The sequence below is a fragment of the Flavobacterium limi genome (genome assembly GCF_010645075.1).
Classification (GTDB): domain Bacteria; phylum Bacteroidota; class Bacteroidia; order Flavobacteriales; family Flavobacteriaceae; genus Flavobacterium; species Flavobacterium limi.
The window spans coordinates 466,715-487,450 of record NZ_JAADZV010000002.1 but is presented as its reverse complement, the minus strand read 5'-3'; the positions used below and the strand labels follow the sequence as shown (position 1 = coordinate 487,450).

The following is a 20,736-nucleotide window of genomic DNA, read 5'->3' as shown; positions in this document are numbered from 1 at the left end:
TTTAAATACTTTTCGCCGCAAAACCTCCATCAACTTTGATAATAGTCCCTGTAACGAATTTGGACATATCACTGCACAAGAAAAGCAATACCCCGTCTAAATCTTCAGGAGCACCAAAGCGTCCCATCGGAGTATGATTAATAATTGCGATTCCTCTTGGGGTTAATTCTCCTTCTGGAGTAAGTAGTAAAGCTCTATTTTGTTCCCCGATAAAAAATCCCGGCGCAATAGCATTTACCCGGATTCCTTCTCCGTATTTAGAAGCCAGTTCTACAGACATCCATTTTGTAAAATTATCAATTGCCGCTTTAGAAGCTGAATACCCAACGACTCTTGTTAAAGGGCGTTCTGCAGATGCCGAAGAAATATTGATAATAATACCGTTTTTTTGCTTTGCAAAGATTTCAGAGAATACTTGTGTAGGCAAAATAGTGCCGATGATATTGAGGTCAAGAACTTTTTGTAAATGATCTTTTTTTAAATCATAAATAGCTTCATCCGGTCCAATAGTAGCGCCAGGCATATTACCGCCGGCAGCATTAATAAGGATATCAAGACGGCCATATTTTTGACTAATAAGATCACGAACTGCTTCCATTTCTTCCTGGTTTAAAACATTACCTTTTACGGCAAATGCTTTTCCACCCTTACTTTTTATGCTGTCAACAGTAATTTGGGCTTTTTCAAGAGTACGTCCTAAAATTACTGTGGTCACCCCATTTTTGGCTAATACTTCTGCCATATTACTTCCTAATACACCAGCACCACCTGTAACAAGTGCTATTTTTCCTTCCAGATTAAATATTGAATTCATTTTATTATTTATTTAGGCTTTCTTGATTACTTTTTTGTTTGATTAGCAAATAGTTTGGAAGCACTTTTTTTGTTAAGTTTTATGTACGAATGCTTTTTTATTAACTCGTGTACGAACACGGTTGCTTGCAAATGTATAAAAAACTTATTTTAAAAAGCATCTTTGATAATTAAAATCAGTAAATTAGAAAATGAATAAAAATTTATAACAGCACTGTAAAATATTTACAGATCACTGTTCGGACTGGCATGAAGGAATCTATGAAAACGCAGAATTACCAGTATCTGACTATTAGTATAAATAAAGAATGTAAACTGAACACCGAAAAAGAAGAACAGAAATAACAATGCTGCATCATTCTGTAAATTGATGGCTATACTTTTAAATTACGTTAAAAAAAACTTATATTTAAATTCTACAAGACGCCACAGAACCTAAATTAGTTAATTATATAATATGATCAATTTCAAAAGAATATATGTATTAGTTCTATTTACTTTTATTTCATATGGATATCCGCAGCAGTTTGTTAAACCTGATAATTCCAAAATCAATTACACAGGCAGGGTAGATGTTAAAGCGGACTCTACTATGTTTTACTGGCCTGGGACTACAGCCGGGATAACCTTTAAAGGATCAGGGGTTTCAGTAAAAATCAAGTCTTTTAAAGAGAAAGCATTTTTTTACGCCATAATAGATAAAGATGATAAAAAGCCTTTTAAGTTTGAAACAGATAATACCCTTAGAACGATAAATATAGCAAAAGATCTTGGTCCGGGTACCCATACACTAGAAATATATAAATTATCAAATTCTACATCAGTTAATGTATTTTATGGATTTGAGCTTTATGGACAAACAAAATTATTGAAGAATGAAGACAATCGCACCAGAAGAATTGAATTCTACGGGAATTCAATTACAGCCGGACATGGAGTAGATGTCCAGGATGGAGGGAGAGATACTGGTGTTCCGGAAGATTTCAATAACTATTATACTTATGCTGCTATAACAGCAAGGCACTATAATGCTAAACCTTTTATTATTGCCCGTAGCGGCATTGGAATTACGGTAAGCTGGTTTCCTGAAATTATGCCTGAAACATACAATCGTACAGCACCGCTAGATTCTTTAAGTAAATGGGATTTTAAAAAGTATACACCGGATATTGTAGTAATTAACCTCTTTCAAAATGATTCCTGGATTGTAAACAGGCCAGAACATGAACAGTTTAAACGAAGATTTGGGACAGAGAAACCATCAGAAACCTTTATAATTCACGCGTATGCAAATTTCGTTCGTTCAATTAGAAGCAAATATCCATCCGCTAGTATAATTTGCGCTTTGGGTAATATGGATGCTACCAGATCTGGTTCAGAATGGCCGGGATATATTCAAAAAGCCGTTGATCAATTATACGATAAAAAAATATATACGTTAGTTTTTCCCTACAAAGAAAGAGGTAACCATCCCAATAGAAAAGAACAGGAAGCAATGTCAAAACAGCTGATTGAATTTATTGATCGTAATATAAAATGGTAAATATTGAACTAACACGTAAAAAAACAAATTAAACATATAAAAAAAGCTTCAGAGAAATCTGAAGCTTTTTCTTAGTAGCCCTGCCCGAACAAATGTCGAACTTTTTTGTAGAAGATTTGGAGCGATTAATATGGTGTTTAGCTTGAGTAATCTAATACTATGAGACATAAAACATTTGATTCTTTATACTCAAGATTTATTGTACCTGAACCGTTGCAGTTGTTTCGAATACTTCGCCAAATTTTTTGAAAGTTTCTCTCGCAGCATCTACTGCTTTTGCAATATCGGATTCTGTTTTTGGTAAAATATTTAATGCTGCAGTAAACGAAGCCCATTTTAATCCGGATTCGGAGCCATAGCCACTAAAAAATGAAAATCCCTTTTCGATACCTTTCTTTTGTAACATTTGTACAATGTATGGTCCGCCCATAATAGAACCTTCAAGCACATATAAAGCTCCCATTGCCTGTATAGCATCTTTTATTTCAGTTGCTGTGGCATTTGGTAATTTGTCGATGCTGCCACCCAGTTCTTCAATATCTGCTTTGATGTAGGATGAATTACGACGTTCATTATAGTCCGTCAATACAGTATTGATGTAAGGTGCTATTGCTTTTTCAACTGTATTAAAATAAGCATAAAAGCATTTTAGCAATTCTACATAATCTTCGTTATTACTGATATTCTTAATACGAAGTACTACTTTTTTCTCCGTTTCCTGATGGCCTTCTTTTGTGGCTTCTTTAATTTGTGTGCTTAACATATTGTTTTTATTTTAATTTGTTTTGTGGTCAGGTATAGATTAGATACGTATAAAAGATTCTTTCTATACTTTATTTTTTAATTTGAACTTAATAAAATCTTCAGCAAAGAAAACCTTAAAACCACTATTTTTTAGATAGTGGTTTTAAGTTGTATTTTATTCTGTTACAGTAAGCTCTGGAGACACCCTTGTTTCGGCTAAATTTTCATCTATAAAAAACAGCCTGTTATATATACCCGCTGGTGTACCAACCGGCACCTTAAAAGTAGCTGTATATGCCGTACGGGAAACAATTTTTATAGGACGACGTGTACCATTAGTACCTATTGAAATAAATAGATTTTTACCTGTATCCAGTTTTGTTCCACGAATACTAAACGTATCGCCTCCTTTTAGTGTAAATTTTGCAGGATGCCATCTTGAAATTTCTACAAGAGTAGGCGCAGTAACTGTAAAATTAAACAAATCTTTTTCCAGAGATTGCCTTAAAACATACTCTCCGTTTTTAACACGGACATCGTATTTTCCTACTGGCATATTAGTAGGCAGGTAAAAATAAATGCCATAACCATTAAAAGGATTAATTCCAGTACCTGTACCCAAATATACAATTTCACAATCGTATTCCTTGGTTTGATCTGATTCCGAAACCAGATAAACTCTGGTTTGCTCTAAATTAAACCATAAATGATCTGTTAAAGTTCCATAACCACCTGAAATGCTTGCCCATCCCCCTAAAGTACCTGTAGTAATTCCAAGTCTAAATGATTTAGGCTGAGGCTGACGGAAATCAACTTGTAGGGTATATTGTTTAGTAGTACCAGCTTCAGAAGTTACCGTATATTTTTCGCCCGTTTTAAATGGGATTTCAACAGTGGCTTTAGGGCTAACTACAGCTTTATCGGCTAATTCAATAGCAGGTGTAATGGTTTCAGGCATCTCATGATAACTTACCCAAAGTACTTTAATAGTATCATTTACTATGGCAGCCTGTATAGGTTCCTGATCCTCAAATGCCTGAATAGTAAAACTTTTGATAACAGCATCACCAGATACATAAGTGGTGTTGTATTCGGTATCGCAGGAAGTCATAAGGGCTAAAGCAGCTACGCAAGCGGTTATACAAGAAAAAAAGGTGTTTTTATATTGATTCTGTTTCATTTTATTTTAATTAAAGAGTTAAGTAATTACAACAGTTTGTAATGTACTTTGATATTGTAAACATTCATTATTAGTGTAATTCGTAATTGTTTTTTAACATATAAGTCATAGTTAGTAAGTCAAAAGTTGAAAGTCATAAAGTCAAAAGGAATACATACTTTATATTTAATATTTAATACTTTCGACCTTTAACTTTACGACTTCTCCCGATAGCTATCGGGGCTTCTTATTTATAACCGAAATAAATTATTTGTTCTAAAAAAAGGAGCAGTCTTTTTTTATTAATTTTGCAGGCTTAAACTAAAGCCTGTTATTTTTTTTAAACTATACGGGCGACGGTTTGTGAAACTTTTATTGCCCGAATTCCAGTTCGGGCATTTTTATATTACAATACTTTGGTATACGTATAACTTACAGTACCAAAAACAGAAGCACCATGTGTAGGTACTATACTTGTTATCTCTACTAAATAAGCATCAGTTATATCACCATTTGTTTTTGTTGGATCAGAATATGCTGTAGCTGCGGTATGAAAGTCATCTCTCCAGATCACTACTTTTTTAGTAATCGTGATAACGCGGGTAGTAGAATTATATGTATAAAAACCTACTGTACCAAAATCTAGTCCATAAGCAGGACCAACAGCACCTACTACATTTTGAGGTATAAAACTGCCACAAGAAGGATCTACACCAATAGTACCTGTATTTAAGTTTTTTACATCAATTCCGGCAGCAATAGTACTCCAGCCATTTGTTGTACATGTAGCATTAGGTGCTACAACACCTACATACCAGCCTGCAGTAGTAGGACGGATACCGCTACCATAGATACCTTCAAACTGTACACTTACTAAACCTATTGTTTTAGCAGTAGGTGTCCAGTCACAGTAGTTTCCGGTAAGTCCTCCTGTAATTCGGTTTACCACTACATTATCAGCTACCGGAGTACAATCAGCTGCTAATAGTTTTGCCGTTTTAGATTGATTGCTTACAGTTGATTCATTGGACAAGGCACTGCTCTGTACCTCCTCGTTTACGGAGTTGTTTTCACATGAAATAAAGAACATTGCGGCCATTAAAGACATTGATAAAATTATTTTTTTCATAATTTAAAATTTATAATTAAATACTATTTATAATGCCGCCCGATAGTTATTATTTTTATCTTTTAGTAAAAGGTTACAGGATAGGTCATTTTTTTTATAACACCATAACTTTCAATTTGTAACCAATATTTTTTTTGTTTATCGGCAACAAATGCATTATGAACCTCCAGATTAGGAATTACGGCTATAAACGTTAAATACATACTGGCACTTGATGTTTCATCCATAGTATAGTTTAATACTTTAGTGCCATTTTCATCCAAAAGGTATAACTTAGTTACAGCTCCGGATGGCAGTATATTGACACCTGTTACAAGTACAGATGATGTACCAATTTTTGAAGTTACGGTTGCAGTTGACAACTCATTTAAAACCATATCTGGGTATTGTATTACTACATTTAGTTTATACTTAGCTGTAGTACCATCTGTCGCTGTAACGGTATATTCAAAAGGTTTATCACTAAATACGGGAACCAGTTCATCAGCTTTAGGAGAAATAGTAGTTCCCTGAGGCAGTTCTATGGCAACTTCCATAAACTCCAGTTGGTAATAAGCTGGTAAATATGCTGTAATGGTTTTAGCTTCATCATTAACAGCACTGTAAATAGCATGTTTTTGTCCAGGATTGGTTATTTTATAACTCAGGATTTTGTTTTTAGTCTGGTCAGTTGTAATCTCTGTAACATCTTCTTCTTTAGTACAGCTCCAGAAGCATAAAACTCCAACTACTAAAAAAGCATTACGTATTAATTTATTTTTCATTTTACTATTTTTATTTAGTGATAAGATTGATGTATACTATTTATACTCTAAAAGAAAGTTATTAACCTTTTAAGATAAAAACCACCAATTTTAAAGGCTTTTAATTCAATTTATTTCTTGATTTCAAATTTTGTACTCCCTTTAGGAACTAGTACATATTCAAATGTAAAATACATTTTAGGTGCTGCTCTTGTAAAATCTTTTCGTTCGAAAATATTTTTATAAACCGATATCATTTTTATTTTGGCATAATCACCTTTGGCTGTTTTTACAATTATGGTACGGGCAGGAATCGTTTTACCAGATGTAAGAGTAAGCGGCTCTCCCAGAGCGTAGGCTATATGTCTGTTTTCATAAACACCGTCTCTTACCATATCGCCATCAAAATCATAAAAGTACCAGCCTATACCTGATCCAAAACTGCCGTTCTCATCAGCCCAGTATATTTCTTTATCAGTTTTAAATACGTTATCGGCAGGTATTTCAGTTACATCAGCAAAAGGTTTTTCAACAATATAAATACCACCAATTGCTGAAGTACCTGTGCCAAAATTCCCAGTATTAGCTCCATTGTTTCCTGACATAAAACTGCTGTATAATCCGCTAAAAGCTAAATCCCATCTGGTTGTTTTTCTATATTCACTTCCTACCTCTTTGTTATCAAGTAAACTGAAATACAAAGTCGTTTTATCTTCATATTCGTTGCCATCTGCAAGGGTGTACCCAAAGTTTTCCATTCTGAGTACTTTATAATAATTGGTTGTTGAGGATGGAGTGTCATCGTCTGGAACCGGCGTTGTATTTGCATCATCACCAGAACAGGATGCTAAAAACAAGATGCTGAAAAAAGACAGCAGCAATGCTTTTGGTATCGCATTCTTTTTAAAATTAATTTTCATATTCATTTATTTAGTATTTAAATTTTTGCTTCCGTCATTTTGGACATAATACCTTAAGGTAAAATAAGGAGCAGGCCAATTGAGATTAGTGACGGTTGGGGGATTGCCCTGATAGGCATTAATTAATTCCAGCTTTGCATATTTTCCGTCTGGGAGATGTATCAAATAAGTTCTGTTTTTAATAGCCATCATTAAATGGGTATCTAAACTGTAGAAAAACCATCCATCTGCACTATCGTTAAAAGCCCATCCAATTTTATTGATTTCACTGGCTGCAAAATCTTCGTCTGATGCAGCAGTATTAACCTCTGCATACGGTCTGTCGATTCTGACAACAGCACTCGAAGCAGTACCACCATAACCCGGATTAAACTGATAACTGCCTTTGTTCACATAAATTTCACTGTTATATGGTCCCGTAAAAGCAATGTCCCAGTCTTTAGTTTTTAAATATTGAGCAGAGTCAGCCGCATTGCGGATCCATATTTGCTTTTTATCACTAAATCGGAAAAGAAAAGTATCAAACCCTCTTTTAGTTTTTCCTTCTGCTTCTTCGCCCATGGAACCATTTGTATCGCCTGCCAAATCCCGAATTACGGTACTTTTACCATCTTCAAGCCCAGCCCAGGCATCGCCTTCTTCGTTATTACTGCAAGAAGTAATTGCCAGCGAAACCAGAAGTACAAATAGTGATTTATAATTATTTTTAATTGTTCTCATTTTTTCATTTACTCTTTTTGTTTATGGTAATTACACCCGGTTATTAATTATTTCTGTTGTTATTCTTTATAAAATCTGTATTTAAGTCCCAGTAACACAACTCGTCCTGGTTGACCCGGCATGAGTCTGTCCGTATAGTCCATAATGTTATCCGCCGTAAGCTGGATACTTAAGCGCTGTTTTATCAGTTTCTTTTCTATTCCTGCATTGACTAAAAAATGTCCATCAACAAAAATGTCATACTGATCCAGAAAACGGTTGTTATTATTATCAACAAAACCATATTTGCCTCGGTAGTTCACTCTAACATTTGCGGTAATATCCCAAGGAGTATAATTGTAGGCCAAACGAAGATTTGCCATGTGACGTGAACGATTTTCTATTCCGAAATAATCTGATAGTTTCGATTTTCTAAATAAACCTGTAGTATTGTCCCGAATAGAGGCATAGGCTCCGGTTCCATTACTGATGCTGTCCATTACAGCTCTGTCTTTGGCTACCAGATATTGATATCCTGCACTAATATCAAATCCCGAAAAGGGTGTTACAGATGCGGACATCTCTAATCCGGTATTGAAGGATTTTGGCAAATTCTGGTAAGTGTAAATATCCCTAACATTCGTTCCTGTAGCCACACGAATGCTATTAATTTGATTCGAAATATTGTGATAAAATCCATTGATATCAACCTTTATATTTTGTGTAGGCGAATAAGTAAAACCGCCATTAAATGAAAGTGATTTTTCTGCCTTTAGATTTTTGTCAAGCTGATTGACTAAATAATCTCTAACTTCACTAATCTGTCCGTTATTTTTCATTTCTTCCAGAGTCGCTCGCAAGACTTCTGTACCAATAACCAGGTAATTAGCAACCGGATTCATAAATATCTGATAGCGCTGGCGGTAATCAGGAGTTTTAAAACCGCTTCCCACGGCCAATTTTAAGGTTAGTTTTGGAATAATATGGTATTGCAATCCCAGACTCGGATTGAACTTTCCGCCGTAGCTGCTATGATGGTCGTATCGAATCCCGCCAACAGCTTCAAACTTATCGCTTATTTTCCAGTCGCCCTGCAAATAGCCAAAACTGCTCCACAATCCGCCCGGGACATTAAAATCCCGATTATCCATCTGTTCTACATTGCCGCCTAATCCTCCGGTAAATTTCAAATTAGCTGTAGCTGAATAAGAAAACTGCTGTTCAAATCGATGCAAAGTCTGGGCAAATTTTTCTGCACTGGCTTGCGAACTGCTTTCTTCCCAAAGAATACTCATATCTGATACATACCTAGTCAAATAATAACGGCTCATACTTCTAAGACCATTATTGAAATTATGATCATAAGTAACCGAAAGATTTATGTCTGTAATATCCTGACTGTCTCCTGCTGAATTTTGATTTTCGTTACTTCCAAAAATTTGTTTCATAAAAGACTGACGAAGTGCATACCTGCCTGAAGCTCCTAAAGTTCCATTTTCCGTAAGACGATATCTTACCCGGCCCTGTAAAGTATAATCGTCGTAGGGTGGGGCAGTAGTACCTCCGGATAAGAAATTAGGATCGGTATTGAAACCATCTGTTCGATAGTAATTTGCCGAAATATTTGCAGAACCGCGTTGATGATGAAAAGGAGTTTCTCCTTCTAATGTTGCATCAACTATATTTAATGAACCATAACGGAAAGAAGCTAATGCCTGTGGCTGAAATGCGCCGTGACGTGTAACAATATTAATCGCTCCGCCCAATGCTTCGCTTCCAAAAAGGCAGGAAGATGCCCCTTTGATAATTTCGATTCGTTCGATATTGCTAACACTAATGCGGGATAAATCAAAATTACCGCTGTTACGTCCCACCATAGGCTGACCATCGATAAGAATCATAACGTAATCGCTACCAAAACCCTGCATCTGAACTCCTACCGCTCTTGCACCGCCGCCAATATCATTCACTACAGCGATACCTGTTTGCTCTTTTAGAATTTCATCAAGTCTGCGACTACCCATTTGTGCAATAGTTTCTTTTGTAATAACTGTAACAGGCATGGCACTACGCTGAATATCAAGTAAATTATCTACTTTCGTTTCCTTACCATAAACAATTACCTGTTGCAATGCATTTTCTTCTTCTTCTAAAGTAATGTTGATTGTGTTGTTTTTAGCAGCTTCAATTAGAACAGTATTTTGGTATGTTTTGAATCCAATGTAAGAAACAGTAATGGAGTATTCTCCGGCAATAATATTCCTGAACAAAAAAACGCCTTTCTTGTCTGTATTTACCTGATGCATATCAGGTTGTAAAACAAGGTTTGCACCAATAACAGGCGAACCGTTTTTATCAAGTATTTTTCCTGAAAGACTACCTCTCATTTCGATTTGGGCGTGTGTTAGAATGGGAAATATTAATAATAAATACAAAAAGTAAATATGCTTTTTTGATGTAAATTTCAATTTTTAATCGTTTTGTTATTTTTATTGATTCTAAACAAGAATTGTTTTGCAATATTAGTCATAAGAGTCGGTTGGAGTCTTGTTCTATCCGTTTTTTCTTTTGTTCAATCTGTTTTAATTTTTGTTCAATCCGTTTTTTATTTAACCAAAACCAGAAAATTTCAGGTAATTAATATTGAGTAAATGTGTTGATTTGTTGTTGTAAATCAATTTATTATGATTGTTTTAATCATGTCGATTAAAGGATTTTAAATTTGTTTTATACTTTTTTTAACAAATGTTTTTATTTGTATTTAGATTAATTAAATAGTTCTTTTGCACTGAAAAGGATGAACGATTTGCCTTTTAATCAGTTAAAAAACTTATAGAATGGAGATGAAAATTAGCAGAAATCAGTTATTTATAAGCTTATTTCTTTTTTGCTCATTACTTGTTTACAGCCAGCCTAAACGCATTATTACATTAGGAGGTGCGATTACCGAGACGGTTGTTGATCTAGGCTTTGAAAAACAAATTGTTGCAGTGGATGTTACCAGTGAATATCCTAATGATATAAAAAAACTTCCTAAAGTGAGTAAGAGCCGTTCAGTATCAGCAGAAGGGTTAATGGCTTTTCGTCCGGATTTGATTATTGCTCCTCATGGCGATGTGCCTTATGGAGTTATTCAATCTTTAAAAGGAGCAGGAATTAAATTTGTAGCCATCAAACAGGAGTACTCTGTTAAAGGAGCATTACAGTTTATTCGTGAAGTAGGTGTAGCACTTGGAGTGAAAGAAAAAGGAAATAAACTCGCCTTGGAAACCGGACAACGAATCAATAAAGCATTGGAAACAGTAAAGTTGAGTAAAAAGAAACCTAAAGTACTTTTTATATATGCTAGAGGAACAGGAACGATGACGGTAGCCGGAAAAGGAAGTAATATGGATGCGATTATTGCACTGGCAGGAGGACGCAATGCCATACAGGAATTTAACCGATATAAAACCTACAGTACAGAAGCACTCGTAAATGCTAATCCTGATGTATTGTTTCTATTCGATTTTGGAATGGAAAGTCTTGGTGGAAGCAGTGGATTGCTTAAAATGCCGGGAGTGGGGTACACCAATGCCGGAAAAAATAAAAGAATAGCTGCTATGGACGGGCCTTTAATGATTAATTTTTCAACGAGGTTAGATCAGGCAATATTGGCATTGCATAAAGAATTTTTAAAAGTTAAATAAATAATGACAAATAAAAAAACACTATATACCTGCTTAACTCTGGGGCTTTTTGTTGTTGTAGTATTCTCATTAGGTTTAGGAGCAATGAAAATTCCCGTTTTAGATGTACTCACTATATTGGCAAATAAAATAGGTCTTATTGACTTTACAGTTAAAGATGATCTGGCAGAAAATGTGCTTCTACATGTACGTCTCCCTAGAATATTGTTGGGGGTATTGGTTGGTGCAGCTTTAGGAATATCAGGTGCAGCGGTACAAGGGATATTTCGCAATCCATTAGCCGAACCGGGATTAATCGGAATTTCAGCAGGAGCATCTTTATTTGCGGTTTTAATCATTGCAATGGAGTCATTTTTGTTTGTTTCTCTAAGTGAATTATTAGGCTTCTACCTGTTGGCATTTGGTGCTTTTGCGGGTGCAGGATTAGCTACCATGTTAGTATATCAATTTTCTAAGACAGAAGGAAAACCGAATGTCGCGACAATGTTACTCGCAGGAATTGCGATAAATGCGTTAGCAGGTGCATTAACAGGATTACTTACCTATACGGCAGATGAACAACAGCTTCGTACTATTACGTTTTGGATGCTTGGCAGTTTAGGCGGTGCCAATTGGGATGTGATTATTGGTATTACACCATTTATTCTAATTCCTGTATTTGTATTGCCCATTTATGGTAAAGGATTGAATTTATTTGCAATTGGTGAACATCAGACGGAGCAAATTGGTATGAATCCCGGAAAAATCAAAAACCGAGTAATAATACTTTCTACGTTAGCCGTTGGAGCCTGTGTATCTGTAACCGGAATTATTGGATTTGTAGGGCTACTGGTACCACATATTATTCGATTAATTGGAGGAGCAGACCATAGATTGGTATTGCCTGCATCTGCACTTTTGGGAGCATTGGTACTTACCGTATCAGATATGCTGGCAAGAGTAGTTGTAGCACCTGTTGAGTTACCTATTGGCGTAATTACCGCGCTGTTAGGAGCACCTGTGTTCCTATACATATTATATAAAGACAAAAAGAAAATATTACAATAATTACAATAAAGAAAATTTATGTTACGAGTAGAATCGATTAGCTATAAAATCAATAACAGACATTTACTAAAAGATATTACTTTCAGTATTCGAAAAGGAGAAATGGTAGCTATATTAGGAGCTAATGGTGCCGGAAAATCTACACTGATGAAGATATTGTGCAGAGAAAAACAACCTTCAGAGGGGCGGGTAGTTTTTGATGCCAAGAATTTAAACGATTATTCGGCAAAAGAACTAGCTGGTAAACGAGCTACTTTGTATCAGCAAAATACCGTAAGTCTGGCATTTACTGTTGAGGAGATTGTATTGATGGGACGTTATGGAAAAGAAACAGCAAATGCTAATTTCGCCAATCAGCTTGCACTGAAAGAAACTATGGAAATTTGCGGTATTAGTCATCTGGCAGATCGGTCCATGTTAACGCTGTCTGGTGGAGAACAGCAACGAGTCCATCTGGCAAGAGTGCTGTCTCAGGTGTGGGATAACAAAGATGCTCTATTGTTATTAGACGAACCTATCTCAAACATGGATATGTTATACCAGCATCAAACTCTGGCAATAGCTAATGCATTGGCCAAAAAGGGTTTTATGGTAGTGTGTGTGCTGCACGAAATTAACCTTGCCGCTCAATATGCCGATCGTGTGATTATGCTCAAAGGAGGCAGAAAATGGTGGGATGGCGCTCCCGAAGAAGTATTTACCAGTCGCAATATATTTACCGCATTTGGTGTTCATACGCAAGTACAAACTGATCCGCGTACTTTAATCACGCAAGTAGCACCAAACGGTTTAAAGTTTGATGCAGCACTATTCAACTCTAACCTGGCAGAAAATTATAACAGACGTTCACTTAAAGAGCGATTTATTTCGTACCGTGACCAACATCCTGGAAAACCTTTATGGCGAATAGCAGAAACTCTGGGGGTAACTGAAGCAGAACTATTATTTTTAGGACTAGATGAAAATGTAATCTTATTGCGTCCTGAAATGGAAGCTATTTTGGAGCGAATAGAAGATTTGGGACTGGTAAAAGGGGTAACTTATAACAAAAATTGCGAAACAGAACGAATTGGCGTCTACAGAAATTTTTCGAAAGAAGAATATACAACGCTTTTTTTAGGAGAAGATATTGACCTTCGAATTTTTGCAGGAAGATGGAAATTTGCTTTGGCTGTAGAAGAAAAAGGAAAAGAAAGTTTACAGTTTTTTGATGCTAATGGAAAAACCGTACATCAAATTTATTTAACAGGTGGAAGTTATAGACAAGTCTATCTTGATTTAGTCAATGAGTTTAAACAAAAAGATCAGTCTGCTCCTGTAATAGAAAAAACAATACGAAAGCACATTCAGGAAAGGCGGGATGCCGAAATTGATATCAGCGATTTCCATCAGGCATGGAACAATATGCAGGATACGCATGAATTCTTTGGTTTAGTAAAACGCTTTGGATTAACACGTATGCAGGCATTACGACTTGCACCACTGAGTAGGGCAAGACAGGTAAGTCTGGAGTCTTTTCGTCGGACTATTTTACATTGTTCGAATACTAAAGTTCCTGTAATGATGTTTACTGCTAACGAAGGCTGTGTGCAAATTAACACCGGGGAATTATCCAATGTCAATACTAATGGCGCATGGTTGACGCTTACTGAATTGTCCGGAGGAGTAACTAAACTGAATGAAGATGCTGTACATAGTGTATGGCATGTTGTGAAACCTACTGCAGACGGAGATGTTAATTCATTGGAATTATACGGTGCAAATGGTGATATGATCGTGCAGTTTTTTGGAGAACGAAAACCGGGTAAAGCAGAATTAGAAAGTTGGAAAAAAGCAGTAGTAAATAATCGGGCTTAAAAAGAGACTAGAGTTTAACCTCGCTTGGAGGTAATCCATAATAGCGTTTAAAAGCATTAGTAAAACTGGCCTGATGTTTAAAACCAACCATTGTACCCACTTCGTACATATTGTTTTTCTTTTCTTCAGTGATTAATCTACGGGCTTCTACCATTCGCAGTCGGGTAACGAAATCATAAATGGTAGTGCCAAAGTATTTCTTGAAACCGGTACGCATTTTAGATTCATTGATCAATGCTGTTCTGGCTAATTCTTTTTGTGTAGGTGGATTTACATATTCTCTTTCTAAAAGCTCACGTACTATTTCTAGTTTTTCGACATCTTCTTCATGTAATACTTCTTTGTCATTTTGAAGATACTGACCAAATTGTTCTAATTGGTACATAATCAGTTCCATAATTCGGGTATCGATAAACATTCTTTTTAGATGTCCTTCCTGTTTACATTCCTTAATACTGTTTATAGAATGACGCATTTCAGGTGTAACATATAAATCGCCTTCTATGAAAGAAGTACTAACTCCTTTTTCCATTTCCCGAATAAAATCTCCATGTAAAGGAGAAGCAGCATCTACTAAATTGAAATAATAATCCTTGGAAAGCACTACAAGAAAATAGATGTATTCTAATTCAGGTTTGATTTCATGTGACTCTTTACCCGAAGGAATATATCTAATATTATGATGGCTGTGTGCATAGCTGCTTGCTTTGGCTGCATTGCCACTTTTCTCCTTGCTAAAAATAAACTGGCAGGCAATCGCATCTCCATCTACTTCGGATTCTATTTTTACGATCTCACTAAAATTCATTTCAGAATGCAATAAAAACATACCATTTGTAGATAACTGATAATTTTTCATATCAATCGGACTATGCTTAATACTTATCTGACGTTCGGATAAACGATGACCCGCCACATATTTTTCCGGAATTTCTTCCAAAAAAAGCCATTCATTATAATTTTCGATTCTTGCCCTTATTAACATTGTTTTTTTACATTACGATAATACTACCCGTTAGTGACAAATGTAATGTTTTATTTATAAATATTCTAAATAAGGAAATTTTTTATTTAAGATAAATACTAGTAGTATTGATTTTTTTAACTAGATTTTTTGGATTGTAAACTTAGTTATTCCTTAGAATATCTACCACAAAAATATCTGTTGAACCCATTGTTCCCGGAATATCAGAAACGAAATGGAGTTTTTTCCTCTGTCTTTACTTACTGATGCTGTCTAATCGAATATTTATCAATTTATCCATTCCCGAGGTTTGTCAATTATGCCAGAAAATAGATGCTATCTAACCTATGTATATCATTATGAAAAAAAACGGGATTGTTTAATTTTAATACTACCTAATTGGTGTAATAATCACCTAATAATCTGCAGACTTTATATGGAAAATTACCACCAATGCATTTAGAAACATACCCCATAATCTTTTTTTATTAAATGCGTGTTTTTTTAAGGATTTGTAAATCAGTGTTTTTAAGTTTTGAGAGTGTTTATTAGTAAAATAATCTCAACTATTTTTGTGTTGAAGTAGAATAAAAAAGTATTTTTGTCAATAATTAATCTAAATAAAAATAGCATTGCGCTTTTTTTGTATCCTTTTAAAATGAATTTAAAAATATCTTTCTTCTTACTTATTTTAGTCTTTTTTCACGCTGGTTCAAATGCACAATCACTTCGCTTAAAAGTTGAAAATAAATCAAAAATACCCATTGCAAATGCCTTAATTTCTTCAAAGAATAAAATTATTGGCACCACAAACAGTGCAGGTGAGGCATCGGTTTTAAGTAGTCAAATTGCTGGCAGTACAGTTTTAATTTCGGCTGAAAAATACCAGCCACTTTCTTATGTTTTCTCAAATTTACAGGAAAAAAATGTTATTAGAATTATTTTAGAAAGCGAGAACGAGCTGCAGGAAGTTGTAGTTACGGCAGGTAGAAAACAAGAAAATATCGCTACAATTCCTTCTTCGGTAACTATTATGAACCAAAAAGAGATACAAGTTCAAAGCAGTATTAATACCAACTTATCTTCAATTTTAGGAAATGTTATCCCAGGATTAGGAACAACAACAAATAAGGCGACTAACTCTGGACAGACTTTGCGTGGTCGGCAAGTTTTAGTTTTGATTGACGGAATTCCACAGTCAACACCTTTGATGAATGGTTCGCGTGATATTCGTGTTGTTGATGCTAATGCAATCGAACGCATCGAAGTCATTAAAGGGGCTACTTCTATTTATGGAAACGGTTCAGGTGGCGGTATCATTAATTATATAACCAAAAAAAGCCCGCGTGTTGACAGTTTTGAAGGAACAACAACAGTAGGTACCACTTTTAATCCGATTCACAGTAAAGAAACTTTCGGTTATCGCGTTTCTCAATTTTTTAATGGAAGAAAAGATAAATTTAGTTACGTTATAGGAGGGGCTTTTGATTATATCGGGCTTCAAAGAGATGCGAAAGGAAGACCATTAGGGCAGACCGATGGTTTATCTAATTCTTCTCAGGTCAATGCCTTTGTAAAATTGGGGTACGATATAGACGAACATACTAATTTTAATGTGGTGTATAATTTTTACAAAAGTACTCAAAACGCTGATTATATCAGCCAGACAGGTGTTTACGGACAAACACCGACAATTGGGGTTCCAGGTAAAGAACCAGGTAAAAATGCAGGAACGCCATTCAATCACAACTTTATGTTTACCTTTTCGAAAAATAATTTATTTAAAACAACACAATTGGATGTGTCAGCTTATTTAAATTCTTTTCAATCTATGAATCGTTATGTAGCAGCAGCAACAGCGTGGTATGGTCCGGGACAAACGATGATTAATTCGCTTAAAAATGGTACACGCATTAATTTAAATACACCATTTACAATAGTTTCAATGCCTTCTGAAATTACGTACGGAATTGATGTATTAAATGATGTTACTTTTCAGGATCTGGTAGATGGACGTGTTTACATCCCTAAGATGGATATGTTAAACATTGCTCCTTATGCACAATTAAAAGTAGATGTTTTAGAAAATTTAATTTTCAAAGGCGGAATTCGTTATGAAAATGCAACAGTTCGCGTTGATGATTATAATACCATCGCTTCGGGACCTGGAAATCAGGGAAGTATTTTTGTTGAAGGAGGTAAAATTCCATATAATGCGACGATGTTTAATGCTGGTCTGCGTTTTAATAAATACGAACTCTTCAATCCGTTTGTAAGTTTTTCTCAGGCATTTGCCATAAACGAATTGGGCAGGATTTTAAGAAGTGCCGAGGAAAGCACTATTGCAAGTTTAGCAACAGATCCAATTATTACCAATAATTATGAAGCTGGTTTGTCCAGTAAATTTTACAATTTTAATATAACGGCAGCTTATTATATCAGTACTTCAAAATTGGGTGCAAATTTAGTTGAAGTTGACGGCCGTCTGGTGGCACAGCGTGAGCCTGAAAAAATTAAAGGGTACGAAATAACATTGGATTACAGATTTTCTGATAAACTGAATCTTGGAGGAAGTTATTCTTATGTAGATGGAAAAGCAGAATTTGATGATGGAAAGACTGTTTACTTGAACGGATCGCGTATTGCTCCTCCAAAAGCAACTGGGTTCATTACTTACAAACCAGCCTCTGATTGGAATCTACAATTATCCTGGGTAAACACAGGATGCCGTGACCGTTTCAAGCCTAATACTAACGGAAGGTATAATAATAGTGAAGGACCTGTTTCGACAGTGAATCTGCTTAATTTTGCAGGAAGCTATGCGTTTAACAAAAATTGGTCAGTGAATTTGGGAGTTGAAAATTTATTAAACAACAGTTATTACACCACTCTAAGTCAATATCGTGCAGTAAATGCAGATTATGTTATGGGGAACGGAATATCGACTAGTTTGAATCTGCGCTATAAATTTTAAAATTTCTAAAGCTGTGGTTATATTTGAAAAACCATTTTTTACGAAAAGAAATACTAATGAATAAAACGCCAAAAAAAAGGCTTATTTCACCTTGTAATGGGGCATTCTTAGACGGCCAGCGTTTATTGATAAAAACCGGTACCTATTGGACAAACGGCTCGACCTACGAAACCGAATATAAAAGCAATACCAAAATCGAATTAAAAATAGAAGGTGCCGTAACGTATTTTATAGTTACTGCTCCTGATGGTTCAAGAAGCTGGTACGGCTCAAAAGGAGGAGGTAGCCTGCAGAACTCGGTTTCTGTCAATTCGTGGTATATTGTTCGTTATGAAGATACTTACGGGAATTTTATTGATTACACCTATCAAACGGTTACTTACAACAGTACAAACCAGCTGTATATTGATACGATTGTTTTTAGTGGGAATACAATAGCAGGAATTGCAGCTCAGGATAAAATTGCTTTTAAGTACGATAATTCGAAACGTGTAGAAAGGGATTATATGAAAGGTGCTGCAGTCTATGCAACTAAAATTTTAAAATTCATAGAGGTATATGCTAACAATTCTCTTTTCAGGAAGTATCAATTAACACATGCTACTGATGATTCAGGATACGAAAGAGTAACAAGTATAAAAGAAATTAATGCTCAAAGTGAAGAATCGAATCCGGTAGTTTTTAACTATAATAGTACACCCACGACAACGACAAGAACAGTAAAGAGTTATAATAATAACTTGAATTTTAGTGAAGCAGAAGCTGCAGGTGATTTTGATGGTGATGGCAGATTAGATTTTGTAGCAGATAATAAGATTTTTACCAAATTATTTTTGGAGAATAGCGGAAATGCAGGTATTTCAATGCCTTCTGGATGGAACAAAAAAATGCTTTTGCAGCAACTACAATAACAAGTAATAAACTAAATCAATTTCAGTCGATTGTTAATCCAAGTAGTGTTAATAATTTATTGAATTTTAACGTATATAACTTGATTAATAATACTACACAATTGAGTTATGTTAAATCTTTTGATACTCAAAAAGACCCTGTTGTGATAAGGCCAGAAACATTAATATATGATGACTATACTCCGCATGCTGGAAATAGCGATTTTTTTAATCCAGTGACCCCTTTTGAAGCAAACTATTACGAGGGTGATTTTAATGGAGATGGAATTAGTGAAGTATTTATCATTCGACCAACAGTAGAATATCATAAAGAAACAACATATTACTATTGGAATAATGAAGAAAGTTATGAAATAAGAGCAGTAATAGACTCGCAAGAAGAAGATGTATATTTAGCAGATTTAAATTCAAATTCTTCTGTAAATCTTGGAAGTAAAGAATTTGTAAAGTTACTAGTTCCATCACAATTAAAACTAGCGACAAGTAGGGGTAGAGGGAATTATGTAGCTGATTTTAATGGAGACGGAAAATCGGATCTCTTAAATATAGATAACTATAATGGGAGTTATATGATTTTTAGTTTTAAACAATTAAATGTTTCACCATGGGTAGAATTGGAAGTTATCGGTTCTGGTACCATAGATAAATATTCAGTCAGAAAACAAACACTTTTCGGTGACTATAATGGAGACGGCAAAACCGATATAATGCTGCCTGATTCTGAAGGTGGATCAGGACAAACTTTATGGCATATTTATTACAGCAACCCAAAACCGGCCGGAGGAGAGTTTTTTGTAAAGGAATCTCACAATATTGTAGAGTACTGGCCCAATACAGGTAGTCATTATGACTCACAAGTCCATATAAGTAATTATTATGCTATGGATATCAACAAAGATGGAAAATCAGATATCGTAAGGGTGTGGAGAAGATATTACAAGCCCAAATGGACAATCAATGACCATAATACCGAATGGTGGGTTAAGGGCTATACAAATAAAATAGGCGATACGACCAGTGCCATTACGTTTCCAATGACGTATGATTCCAAAAATGATAACCTAGTGATGGGACAGCCTTCCGGCTTTTTTTCCGATTCTCCTGATATCCCGATTCCATTGGTTTCCAATTACAGATATAACGGTGCCAATACAGATCTGGTAATTGTACGGGGGCATTATAATAAAATTGAATATTATCAATTCAATAAAGATTTCGATAAAGACAATCGATTAAAAATTGTCACAGAAGCTAATGGGAAAATTACCCAGACGATTGATTATCTGCCAATGGAAGCCTCTAATGGTATGTTAGGAAATAGTAGTACCGATTTTTATTCTTCTGCCGATGCTGTAAATTATCCCAATGTTGAGATCATCAGAAATTCAGGGAGTTATTTGGTTTCTAAACTTACCGCTGCGATTAATGGGGTCTCCAAATACCAGGATTTCAGGTACCGTGGCTATGTTTCGAATTTTAATTACGGCACAGTAGGCTTTACAAGGACTACACGAAGCAGCTGATATTTATCCCCATCTGATACC

Annotated in this window: 16 protein-coding genes; 7 read left to right on the top strand and 9 right to left on the bottom strand. The window is 35.2% G+C overall.

What is annotated here, in order from left to right; all coding sequences use genetic code 11:
* Position 1: 1 nt before the first annotated feature.
* Entirely contained in the window at positions 2-814 is an 813-nt protein-coding gene (locus GXM16_RS06560) for an SDR family oxidoreductase (protein ID WP_163393597.1), read from the bottom strand.
* Positions 815-1,270: 456 nt separating this feature from the next.
* Here GXM16_RS06560 and GXM16_RS06555 point away from each other — a divergent pair, with 456 nt between their 5' ends.
* Positions 1,271-2,356 (top strand): SGNH/GDSL hydrolase family protein, encoded by a 1,086-nt coding sequence (locus tag GXM16_RS06555; protein ID WP_163393596.1) that lies wholly within the window; start codon positions 1,271-1,273, stop codon positions 2,354-2,356.
* 196 nt (positions 2,357-2,552) lie between these two features.
* On the opposite strand, the gene GXM16_RS06550 is transcribed toward GXM16_RS06555, so the two are convergent.
* The 7 genes from GXM16_RS06550 to GXM16_RS06520 all read right to left on the bottom strand — a co-directional run bounded on the left by GXM16_RS06550 (position 2,553) and on the right by GXM16_RS06520 (position 10,137).
* Positions 2,553-3,119, bottom strand: a complete 567-nt coding sequence (locus tag GXM16_RS06550) for a biliverdin-producing heme oxygenase (protein ID WP_163393595.1) — start codon at positions 3,117-3,119, stop codon at positions 2,553-2,555.
* Positions 3,120-3,275: 156 nt separating this feature from the next.
* Positions 3,276-4,280, bottom strand: a complete 1,005-nt coding sequence (locus GXM16_RS06545) for a hypothetical protein (protein ID WP_163393594.1) — start codon at positions 4,278-4,280, stop codon at positions 3,276-3,278.
* Between the two features lie 385 nt (positions 4,281-4,665).
* Positions 4,666-5,388 (bottom strand): hypothetical protein, encoded by a 723-nt coding sequence (locus tag GXM16_RS06540; RefSeq protein ID WP_163393593.1) that lies wholly within the window; start codon positions 5,386-5,388, stop codon positions 4,666-4,668.
* 62 nt (positions 5,389-5,450) lie between these two features.
* A complete protein-coding gene (locus GXM16_RS06535) occupies positions 5,451-6,152 on the bottom strand; it encodes a DUF5018 domain-containing protein (protein ID WP_163393592.1) in 702 nt (233 codons plus the stop codon).
* 110 nt (positions 6,153-6,262) lie between these two features.
* On the bottom strand, positions 6,263-7,051 hold the full coding sequence (locus tag GXM16_RS06530; protein ID WP_163393591.1) for an HmuY family protein: 789 nt from the start codon (positions 7,049-7,051) through the stop codon (positions 6,263-6,265).
* A 6-nt stretch (positions 7,052-7,057) separates the two neighbouring features.
* Positions 7,058-7,771, bottom strand: coding sequence for an HmuY family protein (locus tag GXM16_RS06525; protein WP_163393590.1), 714 nt, complete (start codon positions 7,769-7,771; stop codon positions 7,058-7,060).
* Positions 7,772-7,830: 59 nt separating this feature from the next.
* Complete coding sequence (locus GXM16_RS06520; RefSeq protein ID WP_163393589.1) at positions 7,831-10,137, bottom strand: TonB-dependent receptor; 2,307 nt, start codon at positions 10,135-10,137, stop codon at positions 7,831-7,833.
* Positions 10,138-10,587: 450 nt separating this feature from the next.
* On the opposite strand from GXM16_RS06520, the gene GXM16_RS06515 reads away from it, so the two are divergent.
* Genes GXM16_RS06515 through GXM16_RS06505 form a run of 3 tightly spaced genes read left to right on the top strand, consistent with a single transcriptional unit; the run spans position 10,588 to position 14,343 of the window.
* Positions 10,588-11,439 (top strand): heme/hemin ABC transporter substrate-binding protein, encoded by an 852-nt coding sequence (locus GXM16_RS06515; protein ID WP_208797373.1) that lies wholly within the window; start codon positions 10,588-10,590, stop codon positions 11,437-11,439.
* A 3-nt stretch (positions 11,440-11,442) separates the two neighbouring features.
* Complete coding sequence (locus GXM16_RS06510; protein WP_163393588.1) at positions 11,443-12,486, top strand: FecCD family ABC transporter permease; 1,044 nt, start codon at positions 11,443-11,445, stop codon at positions 12,484-12,486.
* An 18-nt stretch (positions 12,487-12,504) separates the two neighbouring features.
* Positions 12,505-14,343 carry a heme ABC transporter ATP-binding protein gene (locus GXM16_RS06505; RefSeq protein ID WP_163393587.1) on the top strand — a complete coding sequence of 613 codons (1,839 nt, stop codon included), beginning with the start codon at positions 12,505-12,507 and terminating at the stop codon, positions 14,341-14,343.
* 7 nt (positions 14,344-14,350) lie between these two features.
* Here GXM16_RS06505 and GXM16_RS06500 read toward each other — a convergent pair whose 3' ends face one another.
* Complete coding sequence (locus tag GXM16_RS06500; RefSeq protein ID WP_163393586.1) at positions 14,351-15,328, bottom strand: helix-turn-helix transcriptional regulator; 978 nt, start codon at positions 15,326-15,328, stop codon at positions 14,351-14,353.
* Between the two features lie 637 nt (positions 15,329-15,965).
* Here GXM16_RS06500 and GXM16_RS06495 point away from each other — a divergent pair.
* The 3 genes from GXM16_RS06495 to GXM16_RS06485 are packed head-to-tail and all read left to right on the top strand — an operon-like array spanning position 15,966 to position 20,715.
* Entirely contained in the window at positions 15,966-18,281 is a 2,316-nt protein-coding gene (locus tag GXM16_RS06495; RefSeq protein ID WP_163393585.1) for a TonB-dependent receptor, read from the top strand.
* Positions 18,282-18,337: 56 nt separating this feature from the next.
* On the top strand, positions 18,338-19,192 hold the full coding sequence (locus GXM16_RS06490; protein WP_163393584.1) for a hypothetical protein: 855 nt from the start codon (positions 18,338-18,340) through the stop codon (positions 19,190-19,192).
* The gene (locus GXM16_RS06485; RefSeq protein WP_163393583.1) at positions 19,156-20,715 is read left to right on the top strand and encodes an FG-GAP repeat domain-containing protein; all 1,560 of its coding nucleotides are present in this window, start codon (positions 19,156-19,158) and stop codon (positions 20,713-20,715) included. The genes GXM16_RS06490 and GXM16_RS06485 overlap by 37 nt, the downstream gene beginning before the upstream one ends.
* Positions 20,716-20,736: the final 21 nt, after the last annotated feature.